This is a genomic window from Geobacillus sp. C56-T2, from assembly GCF_007829715.1.
Taxonomy (GTDB): Bacteria; Bacillota; Bacilli; order Bacillales; family Anoxybacillaceae; genus Geobacillus; species Geobacillus icigianus.
Window position 1 is genome coordinate 1,446,021 of the sequence record NZ_VJWB01000001.1, and the last position, 23,200, is coordinate 1,469,220.

Here is a 23,200-nt window from a genome sequence, read left to right on the forward strand (position 1 = left end):
ACAGACCATCCCATTGGGCATCGTGGGGCATGCAGAGAGCCGGATTCGCCCTTGACCAACACCCGCCAAAGGTGCGGAAGAGCCGTCAAGGGCGACGGGGACAAAAAGAAGGCAATAAGAAAGCCGCCCCTGCTTTTACCGAATTTTACCTTTGGCGGTGTTCGGTTGGTCAAGGGTTCGCTTCGCCGAATCCGGCAGGAGTTCTGTTCAACGGGCTCTGGAGGACAAAAAAGTTAGGCTGCCTCGTTTTGAAGGAAGTCCTGAGCCATGGTGATGAGCTTCGTCCACCGGGCTGGCATATGGGGCAGCCCGTCGAGCTCCGGGATGACGACCGGCACCCGGCCTTCGAGCGCGCTATGCGGGCGCAGAAAGTTGAAATACGCCACAAACAGCGTCACAAAGGACACCGAGCCTTCTTCCGCACCGAACCCATGGGTCGGGCGGTAGTTGCCTTTAAAGGTCCGGTTGAATCGCTCGATGATCTGCTTGAGAGGGCGAAACTCTTCCGAGACCGGATCTTCGTTGGTCAGACCGATCACCTGGCGGACGTCAAACGAAATCCCGTGCTGGGCAAAGAAGTGTTGCGCCAGCCGGTAAATCGGGTTGCCATCCACGACGAACGACAAGTCGTCTGGAAGGGACGGCAGCTTCCTGAGGACATCATCGATCGCCTTGATGGCCGAGAGCGTGTCCCGGTTGGGCGAGACGCGATAGGACAGCACGATCTTTTTGATGGCGTCAAACATAAAGAACAGGTAATGCCAGCGCCCTTTGACGCGAATATACGTCTCGTCCCCGCAAAACGAACCGGACAGCTCATACGGGAACCGGTCGACAAAGGGCTTGATCCAAAGCGCGACGCTGTTGGCGTAGTTGAGCACCGTCTGATGGGAGATCGAGACGCCATGGATGTCCTTCAGGGCGGCGGCGGTTTCCCTCGAGGACATCCCAAAGTTGACGTAGTACGTCAACACGAGCCCCAACACGTGCGGCGATGCAGCCAGCCGGGACAAATCGACCTTCGGCTTGATGAGCGATGAGGAAGCCAACGGGAGAAAGTTAAACAAGAACTCTCGAAACAAATACCGCACCTTGAAGGCTTGAGGATCCTGTTGAAACTGTTGGCGTTCCTTCTTCGTCATCCGGCGAAGGTTGGCCTGGTAAAACGGGCAATCGTTGTTCTTGCACTTATAGATGTTGTATTCTTTGCGTTCCTTGATTTTTTCCAACGTCTTTTTGCAGTGCGGACAACGAAAGACCGCTTGCTTGGTGAATCGGTTCCGGTGGTTGAACCGGCATTGGCACACTTTGCATTGGTATTGCCCTTTTCCGCCGTTATTGGCGTACAGGTAAGAAGAGGGAGCCTGGCAGCGGGGGCAGGTCAACGAATCCGGAACACGGTGTTTCGCCTTCGCGCGACGCTGAATGGGCCGTAAAGGACGTCTGTGCTGGGCTTCATAGTCTGCCAACAGCTTCCGGTAATCAAGGGTTTCCGGCACATCGATGATCGGAAGGTCATCGACCTGAAGTTTCCGGTACGGCTTTTGGATGGGTTCGTCCAAGTCCTCGAGATGCAAGGATTTTCCCAATATCACACCCATCAAATACACAATGATTTGATATTGGGTCTTGATTATTTCGAGCAAATAGGCTAATAATTGAGGTAACAAAGCTTGTCACTCCTTTGTTTTGGCTGTTGGGTGTCGTTACCTCAATGATGGCCGAAAACAACGGGGGTGGCAAGCTTTTTTTATTCTAACCGTTGAAACTCAAGGGAAAACCGTGAGTGTGGAGGATAAACTTTTGACAATACCGATCACACATAAGGAGGGACAAGGATGAAAATCATCAACTACCGATTGGGGGATGCGGTGCGCGCTGGGTGCATCGTTGAAGACAAAGTCATCGATCTCCATCAAGCGTATGTGGCCCGGTTAAAAGCCGATGGGCATCCGCGCGCCGAGCAACTTGCCGCCGCGCTTGTTCCAACCGATACCATCGGGCTGCTTGAAGGCGGAGAGAAAAGTTTGGAAGAGGCGCAAAAAGCGGTTGAATTCGCCTTGGCACATGGGCTTACGATCGACCGCGCCCATGTCAAAATGGAAGCGCCGGTGTTAAAGCCAAACAAGATCATTTGCGTCGGCCATAATTACCGTGAGCATATTCTCGAAATGAAACGAGAACTGCCTGAATACCCTGTCATTTTTGCCAAGTTTAGCAATGCGATCATCGGTCCGGAAGATGACATCCCGTTGCCGCCGATCACGAGTCAGCTCGATTACGAGGCGGAATTTGCGTTCGTCATCGGCAAACGAGCGCGGAATGTAAAGCAGGCGGATGCGCTCGAGTATGTGGCCGGGTATACGATTGTCAATGATGTGACAGCACGGGACTTGCAACGGCGGACGATCCAATGGCTGCAAGGAAAAACGCTCGATGGGAGCGCGCCGATGGGACCATGGCTTGTAACAAAAGATGAAATTCCCGATCCGCATTCCTTGGAGATTTCATTGACCGTTAATGGGGAAGAGCGCCAACGGTCGAATACGAAAAACTTGGTGTTTAATGTTCATTATCTTGTAGAATTTTTGTCGCATATCATGACGCTTGAACCGGGCGATGTCATTTGCACCGGAACGCCGGGCGGCGTCGGCGTTGCCCGCAATCCGCAAGTCTTTTTGCAGCACGGGGATATTGTGCGTATTGAAGTGGAGAACATTGGCGTACTCGAGAACCGGGTCGCCGCTGTACCGAGTCCGATGGAGGTGGAACCGTCATGCCATTGATCGAGCAATACCGCCAAGAAATTAAAGAGTCGGTCGAGAAGATCATCCAAAAAGTTAGCACGTTGACAGAAGAAGAGATCCGCTGGAAACCGTCTGCCGACGAATGGTCCATCATGGAAATCCTTTGTCACGTTGAAGAAGTGATCGGCTACTGGATAAGGGAACTTGTTCGTGTCATTCAAGCTGGCGGCGGCGAGTGGGGACGGGGGCTCAATGATGAAGCGAGGCTAGCGGCGGTTCGCCAAGCGGACGTCCGCCATGTCGATGAGGTGATTCACGGGATTCGGGAGGCGGCGGAATTGGCCGATCAACAACTGGCGGCGCTAAATGACGAACAGTTGGCGTTGGAAGCGCCACACCGCAATCCGAAATTTGGCATGAAGCCGATGACGTTTTTAATTGAGCATTTTTTGACTGAACATTTGACTGGCCATTTACGCCAAATTGAACGAAATTTGCATAAATATGAGGCTATGCAATCGAAACAATGAGGAGGGGGAATGTTTATGGCAGAAATGAATCCGTTTTTTCAAAGTAAAGAGGTGAAAGATTTTACGAAAAAAATTGAACAGTATCATTTAGGTCCGCTTTGGGAGGCAATCCCGGATTTGATGCATACAGAACCGAGGCCGGAAGCAGTGCCGTACTTATGGAAGGGAGAAACGATCCGCGAATTACTTCTGGAGGCCACGCAAATTTTCACACCAGAGCGCGGCGGAGAACGGCGAGCCATTTACTTGCAAAATCCCGGGCTCAAGCAGCGGCAGCCCTGGGGATGGGCATCAACGACCAACACGCTATATGCGGCTGTTCAACTTATTTTGCCGGGTGAAACAGCACCGTCGCATCGCCATACACAAAGCGCCATGCGGTTTATCACAGACGGAAAAGGGGCGTATTCGATCGTCCAGGGCGAACGTCTGTTTATGGAAGAAGGAGATTTTCTCATCACCCCAGGCGGATTATGGCATGGCCATAGCCACCCGGGGGAAGAGCCGATGTTCTGGATGGATTGTTTAGATATCCCGTTTATTTATTCGACAGGCGGTACATTCTTTGAACCGTACCCGGATGGCATTGAGCAGCCGTCGCTTCCGGATGATTACTCGGCGCGCAAGTATCGCGGCGGCATGGTTCGGCCGATTGGCGACCGGAAGCCGCAAGTCGCACCGCTTGGGTTGTACAAGTGGAAACAGACTGAAGCGGCATTGACGGGGTTAAGTGATTTTGAACCGGATCCGTATGATGGCATTGCGGTCGAGTACATTAATCCATCAAATGGTCATACGGCCAACCCGAACATTGCTGCTTGGATGCAAAAATTGCCAGTCGGCTATCACTCAAAGGCGCACCGCCACACGTATTCAGCGATTTATCACGTGTTCAAAGGCGAAGGATATACAGTCATTAACGGTGTCCGGTTCAACTGGACAAAAGGCGACTATTTCGTCATTCCGAACTGGGCCTGGCATGAACATGTGAACACGTCCAATGAGGATGCGCTTCTCTTCTGCGCCAATGATTTGCCGATTATGGAAAAACTGGGGTTGCAGCGTGAAGAAGCGTACCCGTATAACAACGGATATCAATCAGTTGCCGGGGAGTTCGAGGCAGGGGCGGTAAGCAGTTAAATGCCGTTCCCTTGCGATCGGCAGCTGTAGGGGGTATAAATAAGGAGGGGGACGATGAGCACAGTTTCTGAAAAGGGAACCAATCAGACAGCCACAACGATGACGGAAAATGCAGCAGTCCGCCGTTTGCTCGACCGTTTTATAAATATCGATTGGCTTTCTTCGCTTGGCCAGCAGGGAGATGAACAGGTTGAACAGTCGCTCCGCCAATTTGTTGATTTTTTCGGCGTTCATCACGTCGGGGTGAAGTGGCTGGCTGAACAAGAATTGCGATCGTCAATCGAGGCCATTCATCTTGAAGAGGATAGCATTTGGCAGGCGCTGCGGCATGTTCCTGATCAATTCAAGCGCCAGGCTGAACAGGCAGGAAGATTGGAAGCGCTTTTGGTGCTGGCCGATGAGGTGCCGGCTGCGGTTTTTCAACACAGTTTTGACCCGTTATTTGCGGTGTTACGTCCGTATGGAGATAATGTTGTCACTACCGCGGTCGGCTATATGATGTACATCGGTGGAATGGCTTGTGCTTGGGAACTATTGTCTGATCTTGAAGGATGGGAGACAAATCCGTTTCACTTTCTCATTGCTGTGCTAGAACGCGGCCATTGGCCGTTAGGGGTTGTCAACGGCCAGTTTGTTGTTATTTAAAACCTAATTTCCGGAGGAAGCCTTTCGTCTCAAGAAATTCGCAGGGTGATCGTCCAATGAGTAGGAGAGGATGAATGTTGGCTGGCCACTGTTAATAAATACGATCATTGCTGGTTGGAACGGATGAAGGCGTAAAGGATTCTTGTGTGTAGCTTACCGTTCGGTGAACATGCACAAGTCACTTGAAGTCCCGCTTCTAAGCGAAACCTAGGCGGTGGGTAGTTCACACGCTAATAAACGATGGTGACAGGAAGGCCCAAGAGATCGTTAGGCAAGATCTCTTGGGTTTCTTTTAAGGCCGCAAGATATGTCCTGGCTGTAAGGGCAATGGGGGACATTCGACAGCTCTATAGCGCCGGTTGCCTGCAAATGGAGTGATTTAAGCGGATTCAGGAACAGTCGTGTTTGGCGGAACGACGAATGATATCAACGTCAAAATCAAGTATTTGCTGCTGAGTTCTGAGCTTGATCATATGGCTAGAAGGTCGATGAAAAGGATCCCTCTTCGAGTGTTTATTACAAACTGCGAAGAATTTGGCTTAGATCCAACGTTGTTCAAACAACCAATGGTTATGGACAACGGTGACGGGAATGCCCCGTTTTGTCAACCCCTCTGGATGAGTGAAGCAAAGATGAGAAACAAATCGAGAGGAAAGCAGCGGAATGGTAAAACGGGCGAAAGGATCAGCCTTAATACAGGTTGAGCGCCGTTTTGATGCGCTTGATCTCCTTTTTGTTTTCGAACAGCTCTTCCACTAAAATTGTTTGGCCGTTGGCGACGTCGGTGAGCCGCTGGTCCATGTTGGACACTTGTTCGCTTAACCGGTGCACTTGTTCGTTTGTTTGTTGAACTTTGTTTGGTGAGCTGTTCGACTTGCTCGTTTGTTTGTTGAACTTTGTTTGGTGAGCTGTTCGACTTGCTCGTTCGTTTGTTGTACTTGTTTGGTGAGCTGTTCGACTTGCTCGTTCGTTTGTTGTACTTGTTTGGTGAGCTGTTCGACTTGTTCGTTCGTTTGTTGCACTTGTTTGGCGAGTCGCTCGACTTGTCCGTTTGTTTGTTGAAGCTGATCGGCGAGTTCTTTGATGGCTTGCCAAATCATTTCATTAGTGATCTCCGCCATTCGACAATCCCCTTTCTCGTTCGATTCTTTTCTCTATTATACATGACGAAAGAAGGGAACGATAGGGAAAAGATGACGAAATGTTTTTCTTTGCCGCGCTCCTTCTGAATGTGATATAACAAAAGAATGTCAACAGTATTGCGCCTATTGGGGGATGAATGTCGTGATCCGTGTCAGCCATTTGCATAAATCGTTCCGCGTCCATCGCCGCGAAGCCGGATGGTTTGAGGCGGTGCGCCATTTATGGCGCCGTGACTACCGGATCGTCGAGGCGGTGAAAGACGTTTCGTTCACGATCGAAAAAGGGGAGATTGTCGGTTTTTTAGGCCCGAACGGGGCTGGGAAGACGACGACGATGAAAATGCTGGCCGGCCTGTTGCATCCGACGTCGGGGGAAATCACGGTCGGCGGTTTTGTGCCGTTTGAACAAAAGCCAGAGTTTAAAAAGATGATGAGCTTAGTGATGGGGCAAAAAAGCCAGCTTATTTGGGACATTCCACCGATGGAGACGTTTTTGGTCAATAAAGCCATTTATGACATTGACGATCGGGCGTTCCGCCAGACGCTCGAGGAGCTGACCGAGCTGCTTGATTTGGCGCCCCTGTTGGACAAACCGACGCGCAGCTTGTCGCTCGGCCAGCGGATGCGCTGTGAGCTGGCGGCGGCGCTGTTGCATCGGCCGCGCGTGTTGTTTTTGGATGAGCCGACGATCGGGCTTGACGTTCATACGCAAGAAAACGTGCGCCGTTTTATCGTTGACTACAATCGAGAGCACGAGACGACCATTTTGTTGACGTCGCATTACATGGGTGATGTCGCCGCGCTTTGCGACCGGGTGATGATTATTAACTACGGGCGGCTCATTTACGACGGCGAGCTTTCGGTGCTGACGGAGAAACTGGCGCCGTACAAGCGGCTTGAGGTTCGGTTTTCGCGGCTGCCGAAGGTGAATTGGAGCGAGTATGGCGAAGTGGCGGAAGTCGAAGAGGGGGCGGTCGTGCTTAGAGTGGCGCGCGAGACGGCGGCGGAAACGGCGGCGCGGCTGCTTCAGCAGTTTGAAGTCCGTGACATCAATATCGAAGATCCGCCGCTGGAGGAAGTGATTGCGCGCGCGTTTCAGGAGGAGCACGTATGATTCGCAAATATATTGCCCTGCTGCGGATGAAATACATTGAAATGCTCGCGTATCGGCTCGCGACGTTCGTCTGGATGACGGGCGCGGTTACGCAGCCGCTCATCACGATGTTCGTTTGGATGAACATTCATCCGGAAGAGAGCGAGTCGTTTGTCTTTTATTTTATGGCGGTCATTTTTGTCGAGCGGATGACGAGCGCGTGGGATGTATGGGAGCTCGACCGTGAAATCCGCGAAGGGACGTTTTCGAACTTGTTGTTGCGGCCGTTTCATCCGATCCATTGGGCGATCGCCGAGAATATCGTCTATAAATGGCTGTTTCTCGTCATTTTAGTGCCGGTTTGGGCGGTGGGGGCGGCGTGTTGGCCGGCGCTTCGCCCACATATGACCGGAAGCCAAATCGGGTGGTTTTTGCTGGCGGTCGTGTTGGGCGCGGCGCTTCGTTTCTTGTTGAGTTACTCGTGCGGACTGCTGGCGTTTTGGGTGACCAAAGTGGCGGCCGTGTACGGCGTCATCGATGTCATTTCGCTGTTTTTGTCGGGAAGAATCGCGCCGCTTGAGCTGCTTCCGCCGCGGCTTCGGGAATGGAGCGAGTGGCTGCCGTTCCGCTATATGATCAGCTTTCCGATTGAAATCGCCACTGGAGCGGCGGATGGCGGGGAGTTGGCGCGCGGTTTTGCGATTGCCGGCGGGTGGATGGTGGTGTTGACGGCCGTTTTGCAATGGTTGTGGAGAGCGGGAATGCGAAAAAATCAGGCGGTAGGTGGATGAACGTGCGGCGGTATGGACGGGTGTTCCGCGAATTTTTCCGCGCTTGTTTGGTCGAGGAAATGGAATATCGGAGTGAGTTTTTCGGCAATGTCATCTCCAGCTTTTTCGGCATTGGCATGGCGCTGCTCACCATCCAGATCTTTTTTTACCAGACGGATCGCTTAGGTGGCTGGACGTATGGGGAAGTGCTTGTGTTGCTTGGTGTCTTCAATACGTTGCGTGGATGTATCGATTTTGCGCTCCGCCCCAACATGCCGAGACTGCTTGAACACGTCCGGCGCGGCACGCTCGATTACGTGTTGACGAAGCCGGTCGACAGCATGTTTTACGTCAGCTTCCGTCACCTTGTGTTTTGGCGGCTCATCGATGTCGTGCTCGGCTTTGGCGTCATCGGCTACGGCTTGTATGTCGAACGCTACGTGCCATCGGTGGCGGACGTATTGGTGTTTCTTGTCGTCATGGCCGCTTCGTTCTTACTTATTTATTCCCTATGGATGATGCTCATGACGACATCGTTTTGGGTGGTGCGCATCGACGACTTGTCGTTTATTTTCGACTCGTTTTTTGAAACGGCCCGCTTCCCCGGCAGCATGTACCGCGGCGCAGTTCGGATGGTGATCACCTACATATTGCCGGCTGTATTAATCACGAACACGCCCGCGCTGGCGCTGCTTGGCAAATGGAGTGCTTGGGCAGCGCTTGCCGCTTTGGTTGTGGCTCTCGTCTTTTTATGGATTGCCCGTCGCTTTTGGCGCTTTGCCTTGCGCTTTTATACAGGAGCGGGCGGGTGAGGATTCATCCAGCTTCAAGGAAAGGGTGTCTCGTTTCTGCTGAGACATCCTTTTTTCTTTGTTCCTCAAGCAAGATGTTGATTGACTTTTACGTCAACGTAAACTAAAATAAAATTCAGAATATTAATACTGAAAAGGGATGGCCATGCACTATTTCACCATTTCCGATTTGGCGCACGAGTTTGATGTGAGCACGCGGACGATCCGCTATTACGAAGAGCGCGGGCTGCTTGCCCCGATTCGCACGGAATCCGGGCAGCGGCTGTATACGAAAAAGGAGCGGGCGAAGCTCAAGCTCATTTTGCGCGGCAAACGGTTCGGCTTCTCGCTTGACGAAATTTATGAGATGATTGCGCTGTTTGATGAGGATCGCACGGGAAAAAAACAACTCGAAAAAACGGTCGAATACGGGCGGCGAAAACTGAAGGAGGTGAACGAGCGGATCGAGGATTTATTGCAACTGAAGGCGGAGATGGAGTCCCTGCTTTCCGATTTTGAAAAGCGATTGCGAGAATGGGAGGAATCGGGCGGATGAACATTTCGGAGTTGCTTGCCCGCCAAGCGAGGAAATTTCCGGCGAAAACGGCGGTCATTGATGGGGAAACGGAGCTTTCGTATGCCGAAGTTGATCGCATGGTCAACCGTTTGGCTTCGTCATTGGCTCGACTTGGCGTCGGCCGCGGTGATAAAGTCGCGCTGTATATGCCGAATACGAAGGAGTTTGCCATTTCGTACTTTGCTGTTTTGCGCCTTGGCGCGGTTGTCGTGCCGATCAACGCTCGTCTTACGGCGGCGGAAGTGCAATACATTCTCGGCCATAGTGAAGCAAAATTGCTCATCGCCCACGATTGGGTGCATCAGGCACTCGCTCCGCTTGTTGGTAGAAGCCATATCACTTGGATTAAGACAGGAAAGGGGGAAGACGGCTGGCTGTCGCTTGAGGAGTTGATCGGTTCAGGTGATCCGCAAGCGATCGTCTGTCCGGCCAAAGAGGACGATGAGGCGACGATTTTGTATACATCGGGAACAACAGGGCGGCCGAAAGGCGTGTTGTTCACGCACCGCAACATTCTCACGGTCGCGGACATGATCGTGATCGAAACGAAAATCGACCGTCAAAGCCGCCTGCTGCACCTGATGCCGCTCAGCCACTCGGCGCCGCTTCATCTGTTTTTTGTCGGCGGCATGTATGTCGGCGCGACCCATGTCTTGGCGCCTGCGTTCTCCCCTGAGGTATTGCTTGAATTAGTGGAGCGGCATAAGATTACTCACTTTTTCGGTGCGCCGGTGGCGTATTTGTTGACGGCGAAGCATCCGCGGTTTTCCGACTATGATCTTTCTTCCGTCCGTTGTTGGATGTACGGCGGGGCGCCGCTGTCGCGCGAGGAAGTGCGGTTTGTCGCCGACTGCTTTGGCGTCGAGCGGATGATGTGTTTATACGGTTTGACCGAAGCCGGCCCGAACGGCACGTACTTGGCGCCTGAGGAGCATGCGGAGAAAGCAGGAAGCGTCGGCCGCTATGCTGCCCTCCATTGTGAAGTGGCGATCGTGGACGAAAACGGGCAGGAAGTCGCGCCCGGCGAGGTCGGCGAGATCGTGCTGCGCGGGGAGGGCGTGATGAAAGGATATTACAAAGACGAGGAAAAAACGAATGAAGCGATCCGAAACGGTTGGCTGTACACCGGCGATTTGGCGCGCCGTGACGAGGACGGCTACATTTGGATCGTTGACCGGAAGAAAGATGTCATTATTTCCGGCGGCGTCAATATTTACCCAAAGGAAGTGGAAGATGTGTTGCGGACGCATCCAGCGATCGCCGATGTCGCCGTGATCGGCGTGCCGCATCCGGAGTGGGGGGAAACAGCGAAAGCGTTCGTTGTGCTGAGTGCACCGCTTGAGTCGCTTGCCGAGGAGTGTAAGCGCTTCCTATCCGGCGAGCTGGCTGACTATAAAATCCCCCGCTTGTATGAGGCGGTCGCTGAACTGCCGCGCAATGCGACGGGAAAAGTGTTGAAACAAGCACTGCGGGCGCGGGAGGCGGCAACACAGAAGACACAGGCATGAATAAGATGGGAGGAAAGGGGAGGGACGATGAAACCGCTTCGTGAAGCCGATCCGAATTTGCTGGCGAATTTGAAACGGTATTTGGATGATGAGTTGTATCAATATGCAGAGGAAAAACTCTCATCGTTTTACGAGTTTTGTTTGACGGACGTCGACCGCCGCGCCGTGCATACCGATCGTGAAGGGCAGCCGCGCCTGATCAAATATGACCGCTTTGGCAACGACATTTCCGAAGTGTGGGTGAACGAAGGGTACGAGCAGACGGCGAAACAAACGTACGAAACGGGAATCGTCGGGTATGTGCACAAACCGATTCCCGAGCTTGGGAGAAAAGGAAACTATATGTATTCGTACGCCCAAGGGTACATTTTATCCCAAGCCGAGCCGGGGTTTTATTGTCCGGTGACGCTGACGATGGCAACCGCCTATGTGCTTGAACATTTTGCCGACGACGAGTTAAAAGCACGGTACTTGCCCCATGTCATTTCCACCGGCGAGGTCGAGCTGTATGAAGGGGCGACGTTTTTAACGGAGCGGCAAGGCGGGTCGGACGTTGGCGCCAACGCCGTGCGCGCCGTGCCGTGCGGCGATCATTATCAGTTATACGGGGAAAAATATTTTGCCAGCAACGCCGGGCGCTGCGGCGTGGCGCTCGTGTTGGCGCGCATCGACGGGAGCGGTCCGGGGACGAAGGGGCTGAGCTTGTTTCTCGTCCCATGGCGTAACGAGGATGGAACAGTAAACGGCATCACCATCCGCCGCTTAAAAGATAAATTAGGGGTGCGCGCCGTGCCGTCGGCCGAAGTTGTGTTTGATGGCGCCAAGGCATATGTCGTCGGCGATCCGCGCAAAGGCTTCTATTATATGATGGAAGCGCTTAATCTCTCGCGCGTCTGCAATGCGATCGCCTCGGTCGGCATCATGAAGCGGGCGCTCGAGGAAGCGAAACAATACGCTGAGCAGCGCACGGCGTTTGGCCGGCGATTGACCGATTACCCGATGGTGCGCGCGACGCTTGCCGACTTGACGGCGCGGCAAGAGGTGGAAACGAGCGCTTGTTTTGACATGGTCGCCTTGTTTGACCGCGTCATGACCGCGCCGCATGAGGCAGACGAGGCGGAGAAAGCTTGGCTCCGGCTTCTGATTGCGCTCCTTAAGATGCGTACGGCCGAAGAGGCGATCGCGTTTAGCCATGAGGCGATTGAACTGCACGGCGGCAACGGATACATTGAAGATTTTGTCACCCCGCGCCTGCTCCGCGACGCCCAAGTGCTGACCGTTTGGGAAGGGACGGCCAACATTTTGGCGCTTGAAGTGCTCCGGCTCATGCGCAAATACCGCATTCACGAGCGGTTTGCCGCCGAGATGAAAGCGCGGCTTGAGGGGGTGGCGGACGAGATGAAGCCGCTTGCCCGCCCGGTTGAAGAAGGGTTGAATGAATGGATGGCGGCGCTCGCGCATCTTGGCGGCCAAACGGACGAGGTGCAGACGTTTCATGCGAAAACGGTGGCCAATCGGATGTGCGATGTGTATTTGAGCGTCATCGCCCTCGAACGCGGGCAAGAAAACGAGCGGAACAAGCGGATCGCCGAGCTGTTTTTGCGCCATGTGTGGGAGCGCGGGCTTGTCGACGAGCGGATGACATCGGTGCGTGAGTTTGACTTGATCGTCAGATGGAAAGGAGCGTCTGCGCCGCTTGCTCATTCGTAAGTTGGCGGCATGGATAACAGGATGTTCGTTTTTGGCGGACATCTCTTTTTTTGATTGCCAAATGAGCCATTCAACAAGTAGGATGAAAGAAAGGAAGGGGGAAAACCGATATGGAAGTGGTGCGCACACCGCGCCGAGCGAAACGGCGCATTTGGATTTCGGCGGCCATTGGCGTTGTCATTTTCGGATTGCTCGTTTGCGTCGGTTTATCCGTTTACGTCGGCTGGCAGTTGACGCATAAACCGCGCGCGCCGATTACCGTGACGCCGAAAGACTACGGCATGGCGTATGAAAGCGCGACATTTACAAGCAAAGATGGGAAAACGGCGCTCACAGGCTGGATCATTCCGCCTACCGGGGCGGCGAAGATGACGGTCATTTTTGCCCACGGATACGGCAACAACCGCGTCCAAGAAAATGTACCGTTTTTGCCGATCGCCAAGCGGCTCGTTGCCGAAGGGTACCGCGTCATCTTATTTGATTTCCGCGCCAGCGGTGAATCGGAAGGCGATATGATTACGATCGGCGTCAAAGAGAAGGATGATTTGCTTGGCGTGATCGATTACGCAAAGAAACACTTCCGTGAACCGATCGCGCTGTACGGAGTTTCGATGGGGGCGGCGACATCGATCTTGGCGGCGGCAGAAGACAGTGATGTTCGCGGGGTGATTGCGGACAGCCCGTTTAGCGACCTCGAATCGTATTTGCGCGCCAACATGCCGGTATGGACGCACTTGCCGAACGTGCCGTTTACGTACTTGATTTTAGCGATCGTCCCGGCGCTTGCGGATTTGGATTTGGGTGTGTCTTCGCCCATCCATGCGGTCGATCGTGTCGCGCCGAGGCCGATTTTGTTCATCCACAGCAAGGACGACCGTTCGATTCCATACAAAGAAAGTGTGAAGTTGTACAACACCCATCCGGATGCGTTTCAGCTATGGCTGATGGAAAAAGCCGATCATGTGAAAAGTTTTTCTCTCTACGGCGATGAGTATATCGAACGCGTGTTGACATTTTTGCGCTCATTGGAAAAAACGTCGTTTTCAGGTGGCCGCCATTCGTATTCGGCCACTTTTTTGATTATAATGGAAAAAATGAAGATGGCGCTCGCGTCAATGAACGAATCAAGGAGTGAATGCCATGTGCGGTCGGTTTACGTTGACAGCTGAGTTGGAAACGCTGCAAGCGCTGTTTCGGTTTCGGTATGAAGGCTCGCTCGCCCCGCGGTTTAACATCGCTCCGAGCCAAGAAGTGCTAACGGTTGTGGCGGAAAAAGGAGAGCGAGTCGGGAAAATGATGCGCTGGGGTCTAGTGCCGTTTTGGGCGAAAGACGTTCGCATCGGCGCCAAGATGATTAATGCCCGGGCGGAAACGGTCGATGAGAAGGCGAGCTTCCGTCATGCGTTCAAACGGCGGCGCTGTTTGATTTTAGCCGATGGATTTTATGAATGGAAAAAAGAGGGGAAGACAAAAGTGCCGTACCGGTTTACGCTCGCAACGGGCACGCCGTTTGCGTTCGCCGGACTGTGGGAGCGCTGGGAGGGAGCGAGCGGGCCGCTGGAGACGTGTGCGATCATTACGACGAGGGCGAACGAGCTGATCGCTTCCATTCACGACCGGATGCCGGTCATCCTGCCTTCTGAGCGGCACGATGACTGGCTCGATTCAAGCTTCGATGACAGCGAGTATTTGAAAACGTTCCTGCAGCCGTATCCGAGTGAACAAATGCGAATGTACGAAGTGTCGGCGCTTGTCAATTCGCCAAAAAATGATGTCAGCGCCTGCATTGAGCCGGTTAACAGCCGATAGTGGGGGGGGGAAGTGGGATGCAACCGATCATTTTGTTTGATGGCGATTGCTTGTTTTGCCATGCGAGTGTCCGGTGGGTGGCCGCTCGCGACCGGAAGGCGGTATTCCGTTTTGCCTCGCAGCAAAGCACCGTGGGCCGGGCGTTGTTGGAACGGGGAAACGGGCTAGCCGGGGGCACGGTCGTGCTCATCGAAGACGGCTGCTATTATGTCAAGTCGGATGCCGTGTTGCGCATCGGCCGGCGTCTGGTCTGGCCATGGAATGGGCTGGCCGCGGCCGGGTTTCTCGTTCCGCGGCCGCTCCGCAACTTTGTCTATGACCAAATCGCTGTCCGCCGCCACCGCCTCATTCGCCAGCACGATCACTGTCCGCTGCCGCCCCCTGAGCTGCGCGCCCGTTTTCTAGACGAATTGCCGCGGTGAAGAAGGAAAATCGGTCCGTTTGTCGTATTGAAAAGGGAAAGAAACAAGGGGGGAGATCATGACAAGCGGAACGACACGGTGGCTCGATGAATGCACGGCCGCGGCTTTAGAGCGGTTTGCCGATGAGGTCGCTGCGATGGCTGAACAGAGCGGGGACGAAGCCCGCCGCCGGTTTTATGAAGGAATGGCGGTGGCGGCGAAACTCATCGCGCTGCGCTGGGAAGGAAAATGCGCTTATATTGACGACCATTTGCTTCATAACGTGTATGAAGCGCTCACCGCTTTCCCGCTTGACAAGCTGGAAGAGGCTTTGGCGCTCGAAGCGCAGGAAGCTCGCAACGGCCGTTGTTCGTTTTGCCTGAAAGAGAAGCCGCGGCTTGTCAACGGCCCGATGGTGGCGATTTGCGAAGATTGCCTGCAGTTTGGGCTCGAAATCATGGCGAAACAGCCGTAAGCGAAGCGGCGGTCATCCTCGGGGTGATGGCCGCCGTTTTTCTGCGGACCGGATAGCGGGCCATGCCAATACACGGGCGATGACGCCGCTTTGTGTAAGGTGAGCCGAGCCGCGGTTGCGGCCGCTCCGGTGGAGGCTGGTGAAAATGAGTGTTTTGCTCGCACCGACTGGATGGGCAAGGAGAGCAGATTTGACAAGGCTTCCCTCATTGAACGAGAGATACAACGAGCCGTCCCTTTCGTTCATTCACCATCTTTCGAAAAGGTTGGTGCAAAACCGCGGCTTCCCTTCATCAATCGGAGAATGAGTGAAAAACAGAACCGATGCAACAAGGGTTCTCTCATTGAGAAATGACATGGTAAAGCCGTATCCACGAGTCAATCACCAGCCTCCTAAACCATACAACAGAGCGGCCCCAGCGCTAATGGACGCGCGAACGTTCATCGATTCGGACGCTCGTTATTGAATGCCGCCGATAAAGGGAAACGTTCTCTTCCTGTTTCGCTTGCAAAATTCGAGTGAAGCTTGGCGGATGGAAAGGTCTACACCTTGAACGTTCGTACTTTGGGAGGAGTTACAATCGGCTGGAAAGGGGAATGGACAATGATTCCGATCGTGACGACTGGTGAAATGTACGCCATTGACCAAGAAGTAGAGGAGAAAATTGGCATTCGCAGCGATTCGTTGATGGAAAACGCTGGACAGGCGCTGTTTCGGGCGTTGAAAGAGCGGATCTCGCGCGCCGCTCGGGTCGCGGTGCTCGCTGGGACGGGCAATAACGGCGGCGATGGGTTCGTCATCGCGCGCATGTTGAAAAGTTATGGCTATGAAACCGATGTCTGGCTCATTCCGCCGCGGGAAAAGGTGAAAGGGGCGGCGCTCCTAGCGCTTGAGGTGTACGAGCGGTCCGGCTATTCGTGGCTGCCTTATGAGGGCAATGAACAGGCGTTTGCGGCGCGCCTGCCGCATTATGACGCCATCGTTGACGCGCTTCTTGGCATTGGCGTCAAAGGGACGGTGCGCTCGCCGTACAAAGAAATCATTGAACAAGTGAATCGCGCACAGGCGACAATATATGCGATCGATGTGCCGAGCGGAGTGCCGGCGGACGGCGGCGACGTCAGCACCGCCGTTTGCGCCGATGTCACGCTCACGATCCAATGCCCGAAGCTTGGGGCGTATACGTTTCCAGCCGCGGATTATTACGGAGAGCTCGCTGTTGTCGATATCGGTATTCCGCCCGCAGCGGTGCAGGCGAAGGCGGCTGCCCGGTTTTTGTGGGAAGAGGACGATGTCGCGCGGACGATGCCAAAGCGAACGCGGTCCGCGCATAAAGGAACGCACGGCAAGCTGCTTATTGTCGGCGGATCCAAGGCGATGAGCGGGGCGGTGACGATGGCGGCGAAAGCAGCGCTTCGCGGCGGGGCTGGTCTTGTGACGATGGCGGTTCCGGAAACGGTGTACGAGGTGGTGGCGAGCCGTGTGCCGGAGGCGATGTGCCGACTATGGCCGGCGGAAGATGGCGCATTTGCCGGCGCCGCCGATTGGGACGGGCTTGACATCGATGCGATGGCGATCGGTCCGGGAATGGGTCGGACAGACGGCGTGCGCCGCTTAGTAAGCGAACTAGTGCGCCAGCCAGTGCCGCTCGTTCTTGACGCAGACGCTCTGTTTTTTTGGGATGACTACGCCGAACAAGTGCGCGGACGGAGCGCGCCGACGGTCATTACTCCGCATCCCGGGGAGATGGCGCGCATCGTCCATCGTTCCGTTCGCGAAGTGGAGCATGACCGCTTTGGCGTATCGAAGCGATTGGCGATCGAATACGGAGTCTATGTCGTCTTAAAAGGGCCGTATACGATTGTTGCGACGCCGGACGGGGCGCAGTATGTGAACGCGACCGGCAACCCGGCGTTGGCAAAGGGCGGCAGCGGCGATGTGCTGACGGGCATCATTGCGGCGTTTTTGCTGCAGCATAAGGAGGTGCAGCCGGCGGTGAGCAATGCGGTGTTCGTGCATGGAAAGGCCGCTGATTGGCTTGTCCAACACGGCCATTCTCCATGGGATGTACTGGCGTCGGACGTGATTGATGCGTTGCCGGCTGTGCTGGCTTCGTTGACGTATAACGAGAAGTCAATCCCGGAAAGGTTCCCCCATTAGCGAAGCCAAACGGTAAAGCGCCATGTCCCTTGCATTTCGATTTTTCTCGACAAGTGGAAATGACATCGTCTACAATTCAGTAGCAAAAAGGAGAGGAAAACCATGCCATCGTTTGTTTGGCTTGAAACCGAAGAGGAAGTACGAAGCGCTTTTCCCATCATGCGCGAACTGCGCACGCACTTGGATGAAGAAACGTATGTTTCGCTTGTGCGCGAAGCTCAAGAAAAAGAAGGGTATAAGCTGGTGGCATTGAATGATGATCAAGGCAAAATGGTGGCCGTCATCGGGTTCATGCCGATGATTACGCTTTACAACGGCCGTTTTGTTTGGGTATGCGACTTGGTCACTGCTGCAAGCGAGCGGTCGAAAGGGTACGGAAAGGCGTTGCTGTCGTACGTGCATGAATGGGCGAAGGCGAACGGCTACGGAATTGTTTCGCTGTCATCGGGATTGCAGCGGGTTGATGCTCATCGGTTTTATGAGGAAAAAATGGAATACCAAAAGGTGAGTTATGTGTTTTTGAAACGCCTCTCGGTTTGAAGCCGGCCGGCGCTGATCGATAAGGTCGCCGCCCTTCAAGATGGGCCAAATAGATATAGATCGGCATAAGCGGTAAGCGCCTGCCGATAGCGGTGAAAGAGGATGTCCCGCTCGCTGTGGGACATCCTCTTTTCATTTTGTGCTAGGAGCCCGGTGATTGGCTAACACAACCTCTTCCTTAGGAGGCTGGTGATTGACTTGCGTAACCGCTTCTCCACATCGTTTCTCAAGTAGGAAAACCTTGTTGCATCCGCCCCTGTGTTCGATCGATCAAGGAAACCACGTTTTTTCATCCGCCTTCTAGAAGGCTGGTGATTTCGTGCAAAATACTGCTGAACTCCACCCATTTCTCAATGAGAGAAACCTCGCAGCATCAGCTTTCTTTTCTGAATGAAAATGCCTCCAATTGGTGTGTGACAGCGGTTTTTCACCGGCCTTCTAGAAGGCTGGTGAAAAACATTGGTTTCCTTTGGTCGATGAAAAAAAGTGTGCACTGTTGCAAGGCTTTTCTATTTGAAAAACGATGCTGGGAAGCGGTTACGCGAGTAAATCACCGCCCTTCTAGAAAATTGTTTTATTTTTCATTATAATAAGAAATAGATAATTCTTATTTTGGAATTCATATTCTGAAATTCGGAACAAGAGGGGCGACGATGAATAAAACGGTCTTAAAAACGAAAGAACTGCTCGATTTGTTTCTTGAGAGTGAACGGTTGACGCTGCCAGAGATGGTCGCGCGGCTTCAAATGCCGAAAACTTCGGTGTATCGCATGGCGCAGTCGCTTGTCGCGCTTGGTTTTCTGCAAAAACAAGGCGATGACTATGAGCTTGGGTTGTCATTGCTAACGTTTGGAACGCTCGTCGCCGAGCGGCTTGATCTTCGCCGGGTGGCATTGCCGGTCATGGAGCGGCTGAAAGAAGAAACGAAAGAAGCGGTCAATCTCGTCATCCGGGATGGTGATGAGGCGCTGTATATCGAAAAAGTCGAGACGTCTGAACCGGTGCGCGTGTACACGAAGGTTGGGCGACGCGCGCCGCTGTACGCCGGGGCGTGCCCGCGCATCTTGCTGGCGTTTATGAATGAGGCCGATCGGGAACGATATGTCGAACAAGTCGAGTTAGTGAAAATGGCGAAATGTACAGTGACGGACAAGCAAGTGTTGCGCCGATTGCTGGAGGAAGGCCGAAACCGCGGCTATACGGTCAGCTATTCCGAGCTAGAAAACTATTCGGCCGCCGTTGCCGTGCCGATTTTCAACCATGAAGGAGCGGCGGTCGCCGGGCTGAGCGTTGCCGGCCCGGAACAACGGTTTTCACCGGACGATATAGCGCGCATCGTTCCGCGGTTGAAACAGGCGGCGATGGCCATTTCGCGCGAGCTTGGGTTTCGGGGGCAGGGATGACGATGGAGTATACGTTGGTTCCATTATGTGAATACGCGGTGACGATTCGGTTTGCCGACCGTATTGACGAACGGGTCAACGATGTCGTTCATGAGGTGGCGGCGCGGCTCGAAGGCGCGCGCAAAGAAGGGATTATAGAAATGGTCCCAGCGTTTTCGTCGCTCACCGTTTACTACGATCCGTTCGTCGTCGGCTCTGCTGCCGATGTATGCGCTTGGCTGCGCGAGCATCTCAAGTCATCGGAACCGGTCGTTCGCCCTCCGGCGCGGACGGTCGTCATCCCGGTTTGTTACGGCGGCGAGTTGGGACCGGATTTGGCGGAGGTCGCCCGCTTTCATGGAATGACGGAGGACGAAGTGGTGGCGCTTCATGCTGGGGGACGTTACCGCGTCTATATGATCGGCTTTTCTCCAGGGTTCGCTTATTTGGGAGGATTATCGCCGCGCTTGGCGACGCCGAGGCGACGAGTGCCGCGCACCATGGTGCCCGCCGGTTCGGTCGGCATCGCCGGGGCGCAGACCGGCGTCTATCCGCTGGCAACGCCAGGGGGCTGGCAGTTGATCGGCCGGACACCGGTCAAACTGTTCGACCCGCACGGCGAAAAGCCAAGCTTGCTTTCAGCCGGTGACATCGTCCAGTTTCGGCCGATTGGCCGCGAGGAATTTGCACGTTGGGAGAGAGAACGATGATTGATGTGCTGGAAGGCGGATTTTTTACGACTGTTCAAGATCGGGGGCGCAGCGGCTACCGGCACGTCGGCGTGCCGCCCGGCGGGGTGATGGACGTCTGGGCGTACCGTCTCGCCAATGCGCTTGTTGGCAACGCCGGCGATGAGGCGGTGCTCGAAGCGACGATGGTCGGTCCCACGCTCCGCTTTCACGTTGAGACGGTCATCGCTGTATGTGGCGGTGATTTCCCGTGCATGCTCAATGGACGGCCGCTCCCGCTTTGGAAACCGGCAATCGTTCGGCCGGGGGACGTCCTAAAGATCGGTGTGTGCCGGGCGGGGTGGCGCGCGTATATCGCGGTGTCAGGCGGCATCGCTGTGCCGCCTGTCATGGGCAGCCGCTCGACATACGTCCCCGCACGGCTCGGCGGCTTATCAGGCCGCCCGCTCCAGCCGGGGGATGTGCTGCCGACGGGCGCTGCATGCCGGCACCGCGTTGCCAAGCCGCTTCGCTGGGGGCTGGCCCGTTCAGCCAGCCGATATATTGGCGGAAAAACGAAAACGGTGCGCGCCGTCCCCGGCCCGGAGTATGGCGAGTTTACGCCGGAAAGCCGCCGCCAGTTCTTTGCCGCTTGCTACGAGGTGACGGCGCGGTCCGATCGGATTGGCTACCGGCTTGCCGGTCCAGCGTTGGCGCTTGAGCGGGAGCGGGAGATGGTTTCGGAAGCGGTTGTGTTCGGCACGGTGCAAGTTCCGTCCTCCGGTCAGCCGATCGTGTTGATGGCCGACAGCCAGACAACGGGCGGCTATCCGCGCATCGCCCAAGTGGCGGCAGCCGATTTGCCCGTATTGGCGCAGGCGCGCCCTGGTGATCATATTCAATTTGCGCTGATTGCGCGCGAAGAAGCGTTGCGACTTTATAGCGAACAACAGCGGCGGCTCAGCCGATGGATCGCCGCCATTCGCTGCCAATGGAGGAGAGAACAGTGAAAACGATTGATTTGAACTGCGATTTCGGTGAACGTTTTGGCGTGTATCGGCTTGGACAGGAGGAGATTTTGTCGTATGTCACGTCCGTCAACATTGCTTGCGGGTTTCACGCCGGTGATCCGCTCGTCATGAGGGAAACGGTGCAGCTCGCCATCCGGCACGGCGTCGCCATCGGCGCCCATCCCGGATTCCCCGATTTGCTCGGTTTCGGCCGGCGGATGATGGCCGTTTCGCCGGAGGAAGTGTATGCGTACGTCGTCTACCAAATTGGCGCGCTATCAGCGTTCGTCAAGGCGGAAGGCGGCGTGATGACGCACGTCAAGCCGCACGGGGCGCTGTACAATATGGCGGCAACCGATGCCGCCTTAGCCAAAGCGGTCGCCAAGGCCGTGCGGGATGTCGATCCGGGGCTTGTCTTGTACGGCCTGGCAGGCAGCGAGCTCATCCGCGCTGGTCAAGCGCATGGGCTGCGGACGGCAAGCGAGGCGTTCGCCGACCGCACGTATCAGGCCGATGGCACGCTCACGCCGCGAAACTGCCGCGAAGCCGTCATTGTTGATGAAGAGGAGGCCGTTAGGCAAGTGCTCATGATCGTTCGCGAGCGGCGCGTTCGTTCCGTGCAAGGGACAGAGGTGGCGATCGACGCTGACACCATTTGCGTGCACGGCGACAACGAACAGGCGGTCCGGTTTGCCCGACGGTTGCATGCGGCATTGCAAAACGAAGGGATTGCCGTTCGCCCCATATCACCGATAGACAAAGCAGCGGGAGGAACGTAAGCGGCTGAGAGCGGCGGCGCGGCGATTTTCCCTTCCTTCATGACAGTCGATCGCTTTTTCGGATACAATAAAGGGAGAATGGCGGGAGAAAGGAGGGGTGCTGATGTATTATGCCACTCCTGTTGTGGTGGTGAGCGAGTGTCTAGGTTTTTCCGCTTGTCGCTATAACGGGGATATCATTCATCATTCGTTGGTCGCTCGTTTAGCCGATGTCGCCCGCTTCATTCCGGTATGTCCGGAGGTAGCCATCGGACTCGGTGTTCCGCGGGAGACGGTGCGGTTGGTCAAGCGCGGCGAGGAAAAACGGTTGGTGCAGCCCGCGTCCAATCGCGATTGGACGGAGGAAATGAAGACGTTTGCTCGCGAGTTTCTTGAGACGATCGGTGAAGTGGACGGATTCATTTTCAAAGGCCGCTCACCAACTTGCGGCATAAAAGAAGTGAAAATTTATCACGAAGGAGACCGGGCCATGCCGGTCGAAAAAGGGATGGGAATGTTCGCGGAACAGGCTGTTCGCCGCTTTCCCTATGCGGTTATTGAAGAAGAAGGACGTTTGATGAATGCGGCGATTCGCGAACATTTTTTGACCAAATTGTTCTCGCTCGCCTTGTTTCGGGAAGTGAAAGCGGAACGATCAATGCGTGCGCTCGTGCGCTTTCATTCCGAACATAAATACTTGTTCATGGCGTACAGCCAGACCGGCTTAAAGCAGCTTGGCCGCTTGGTGGCCAACCGTGAACGTCTCCCGATTGAGGAGGTGCTAAACGCGTACGAGCAAGGATTGCACGCGCTGTTTGCCCGCGCGCCGCAGCGGCGCTCGCATGTGAACGTTTGTCAACATCTGATGGGATATTTCAAAAAAGAAATGTCGGCAAAGGAAAAGCAATACGTGCTTGAACTCCTCGCCCAGTATCGGGCGCACCAGCTTCCGCTCAGCAGCGTGACGAGCGTGTTAAAGTCGTGGGTCATTCGTGAAGAGAACGAGTATTTGTTGCAGCAGCGCTATTTTGCTCCGTATCCGCCGGCGTTGATGGACGTTCGCGACTCGGGCAAAGGAAGAGATGCGGTGTAAGGGGAAAATGAATCGGCCAAAACGCCAAGGGGTGATCCCGCCCTTTGGCGTTAGGCAACAGGCGAGCAGCAAAAGGAAGGCTCGCCGGCGATCCCTCTCCCTCTTTCTCCCGTCGGCCGCGTCACAGTGAATGCTTCATCAACCAAGAGCATCTCGCTTGCTGTCGCCTGCGTCACCTATCCCCTGTCGGCATATAGGTTGGATCCATCAAGAGCATGTCGCTGGCCCGCCCTCGTTTGCGCGGGGGCTCC

The 23,200-nt window shown here is 54.8% G+C and carries 23 protein-coding genes; 21 read left to right on the forward strand and 2 right to left on the reverse strand.

Translation table 11 applies throughout. From position 1 onward, the window contains the following. Window positions 1–233: 233 nt before the first annotated feature. Window positions 234–1,670 (reverse strand): DDE-type integrase/transposase/recombinase, encoded by a 1,437-nt coding sequence (locus GC56T2_RS07270; RefSeq protein WP_144974126.1) that lies wholly within the window; start codon window positions 1,668–1,670, stop codon window positions 234–236. A 168-nt stretch (window positions 1,671–1,838) separates the two neighbouring features. On the opposite strand from GC56T2_RS07270, the gene GC56T2_RS07275 reads away from it, so the two are divergent. Genes GC56T2_RS07275 through GC56T2_RS07290 form a run of 4 tightly spaced genes read left to right on the forward strand, consistent with a single transcriptional unit; the run spans window position 1,839 to window position 5,062 of the window. Further along, window positions 1,839–2,786, forward strand: a complete 948-nt coding sequence (locus tag GC56T2_RS07275) for a fumarylacetoacetate hydrolase family protein (protein WP_144974130.1) — start codon at window positions 1,839–1,841, stop codon at window positions 2,784–2,786. Beyond that, window positions 2,777–3,277 carry a DinB family protein gene (locus GC56T2_RS07280; protein WP_144974132.1) on the forward strand — a complete coding sequence of 167 codons (501 nt, stop codon included), beginning with the start codon at window positions 2,777–2,779 and terminating at the stop codon, window positions 3,275–3,277. Before GC56T2_RS07275 ends, GC56T2_RS07280 begins: the two co-directional genes overlap by 10 nt. A 15-nt stretch (window positions 3,278–3,292) precedes the next feature. Continuing rightward, the gene (locus GC56T2_RS07285) at window positions 3,293–4,417 is read left to right on the forward strand and encodes a cupin domain-containing protein (RefSeq protein ID WP_144974134.1); all 1,125 of its coding nucleotides are present in this window, start codon (window positions 3,293–3,295) and stop codon (window positions 4,415–4,417) included. Between the two features lie 54 nt (window positions 4,418–4,471). Continuing rightward, on the forward strand, window positions 4,472–5,062 hold the full coding sequence (locus GC56T2_RS07290) for a hypothetical protein (RefSeq protein ID WP_144974136.1): 591 nt from the start codon (window positions 4,472–4,474) through the stop codon (window positions 5,060–5,062). 818 nt (window positions 5,063–5,880) lie between these two features. Here the strand turns inward: GC56T2_RS07290 and GC56T2_RS07295 are convergent. Then, window positions 5,881–6,183: a hypothetical protein gene (locus tag GC56T2_RS07295; protein WP_255516045.1), complete on the reverse strand. Its 303-nt coding sequence runs from the start codon at window positions 6,181–6,183 to the stop codon at window positions 5,881–5,883. 163 nt (window positions 6,184–6,346) lie between these two features. Between GC56T2_RS07295 and GC56T2_RS07300 the strand changes: the two genes are divergently transcribed. From GC56T2_RS07300 to GC56T2_RS07380, 17 genes are all read left to right on the forward strand, one after another. Next, on the forward strand, window positions 6,347–7,318 hold the full coding sequence (locus GC56T2_RS07300) for an ABC transporter ATP-binding protein (protein WP_144974138.1): 972 nt from the start codon (window positions 6,347–6,349) through the stop codon (window positions 7,316–7,318). After that, the gene (locus GC56T2_RS07305; protein ID WP_144974140.1) at window positions 7,315–8,088 is read left to right on the forward strand and encodes an ABC transporter permease; all 774 of its coding nucleotides are present in this window, start codon (window positions 7,315–7,317) and stop codon (window positions 8,086–8,088) included. Before GC56T2_RS07300 ends, GC56T2_RS07305 begins: the two co-directional genes overlap by 4 nt. 2 nt (window positions 8,089–8,090) lie before the next feature. Beyond that, a complete protein-coding gene (locus GC56T2_RS07310; RefSeq protein WP_144977131.1) occupies window positions 8,091–8,879 on the forward strand; it encodes an ABC transporter permease in 789 nt (262 codons plus the stop codon). A 145-nt stretch (window positions 8,880–9,024) separates the two neighbouring features. After that, complete coding sequence (locus GC56T2_RS07315; protein ID WP_144974142.1) at window positions 9,025–9,414, forward strand: MerR family transcriptional regulator; 390 nt, start codon at window positions 9,025–9,027, stop codon at window positions 9,412–9,414. Next, entirely contained in the window at window positions 9,411–10,943 is a 1,533-nt protein-coding gene (locus GC56T2_RS07320) for a class I adenylate-forming enzyme family protein (RefSeq protein WP_144974144.1), read from the forward strand. The genes GC56T2_RS07315 and GC56T2_RS07320 overlap by 4 nt, the downstream gene beginning before the upstream one ends. Window positions 10,944–10,970: 27 nt before the next feature. After that, the gene (locus tag GC56T2_RS07325) at window positions 10,971–12,653 is read left to right on the forward strand and encodes an acyl-CoA dehydrogenase family protein (RefSeq protein WP_144974147.1); all 1,683 of its coding nucleotides are present in this window, start codon (window positions 10,971–10,973) and stop codon (window positions 12,651–12,653) included. A 110-nt stretch (window positions 12,654–12,763) separates the two neighbouring features. Further along, window positions 12,764–13,822 carry an alpha/beta hydrolase gene (locus GC56T2_RS07330; protein WP_255516046.1) on the forward strand — a complete coding sequence of 353 codons (1,059 nt, stop codon included), beginning with the start codon at window positions 12,764–12,766 and terminating at the stop codon, window positions 13,820–13,822. Further along, on the forward strand, window positions 13,794–14,462 hold the full coding sequence (locus GC56T2_RS07335; RefSeq protein ID WP_144974149.1) for an SOS response-associated peptidase: 669 nt from the start codon (window positions 13,794–13,796) through the stop codon (window positions 14,460–14,462). Before GC56T2_RS07330 ends, GC56T2_RS07335 begins: the two co-directional genes overlap by 29 nt. A gap of 17 nt (window positions 14,463–14,479) precedes the next feature. Beyond that, entirely contained in the window at window positions 14,480–14,884 is a 405-nt protein-coding gene (locus GC56T2_RS07340; protein WP_144974151.1) for a thiol-disulfide oxidoreductase DCC family protein, read from the forward strand. Window positions 14,885–14,942: 58 nt separating this feature from the next. Further along, window positions 14,943–15,338, forward strand: coding sequence for a ClpX C4-type zinc finger protein (locus tag GC56T2_RS07345; RefSeq protein WP_144974153.1), 396 nt, complete (start codon window positions 14,943–14,945; stop codon window positions 15,336–15,338). A 603-nt stretch (window positions 15,339–15,941) separates the two neighbouring features. Then, window positions 15,942–17,498, forward strand: coding sequence for an NAD(P)H-hydrate dehydratase (locus GC56T2_RS07350; protein ID WP_144974155.1), 1,557 nt, complete (start codon window positions 15,942–15,944; stop codon window positions 17,496–17,498). Window positions 17,499–17,600: 102 nt separating this feature from the next. Next, window positions 17,601–18,038 carry a GNAT family N-acetyltransferase gene (locus tag GC56T2_RS07355; RefSeq protein ID WP_033022856.1) on the forward strand — a complete coding sequence of 146 codons (438 nt, stop codon included), beginning with the start codon at window positions 17,601–17,603 and terminating at the stop codon, window positions 18,036–18,038. A gap of 653 nt (window positions 18,039–18,691) precedes the next feature. Next, the gene (locus tag GC56T2_RS07360) at window positions 18,692–19,441 is read left to right on the forward strand and encodes an IclR family transcriptional regulator (RefSeq protein ID WP_033843992.1); all 750 of its coding nucleotides are present in this window, start codon (window positions 18,692–18,694) and stop codon (window positions 19,439–19,441) included. Beyond that, window positions 19,438–20,130, forward strand: coding sequence for a 5-oxoprolinase subunit PxpB (pxpB, locus tag GC56T2_RS07365; RefSeq protein WP_172706210.1), 693 nt, complete (start codon window positions 19,438–19,440; stop codon window positions 20,128–20,130). The genes GC56T2_RS07360 and pxpB overlap by 4 nt, the downstream gene beginning before the upstream one ends. Then, a complete protein-coding gene (locus tag GC56T2_RS07370) occupies window positions 20,127–21,098 on the forward strand; it encodes a 5-oxoprolinase subunit C family protein (RefSeq protein ID WP_144974157.1) in 972 nt (323 codons plus the stop codon). The genes pxpB and GC56T2_RS07370 overlap by 4 nt, the downstream gene beginning before the upstream one ends. Continuing rightward, window positions 21,095–21,877 carry a LamB/YcsF family protein gene (locus tag GC56T2_RS07375; protein WP_144974159.1) on the forward strand — a complete coding sequence of 261 codons (783 nt, stop codon included), beginning with the start codon at window positions 21,095–21,097 and terminating at the stop codon, window positions 21,875–21,877. The genes GC56T2_RS07370 and GC56T2_RS07375 overlap by 4 nt, the downstream gene beginning before the upstream one ends. A 103-nt stretch (window positions 21,878–21,980) precedes the next feature. Next, window positions 21,981–22,949 carry a YbgA family protein gene (locus GC56T2_RS07380; RefSeq protein ID WP_370454538.1) on the forward strand — a complete coding sequence of 323 codons (969 nt, stop codon included), beginning with the start codon at window positions 21,981–21,983 and terminating at the stop codon, window positions 22,947–22,949. Window positions 22,950–23,200 lie beyond the last annotated feature (251 nt).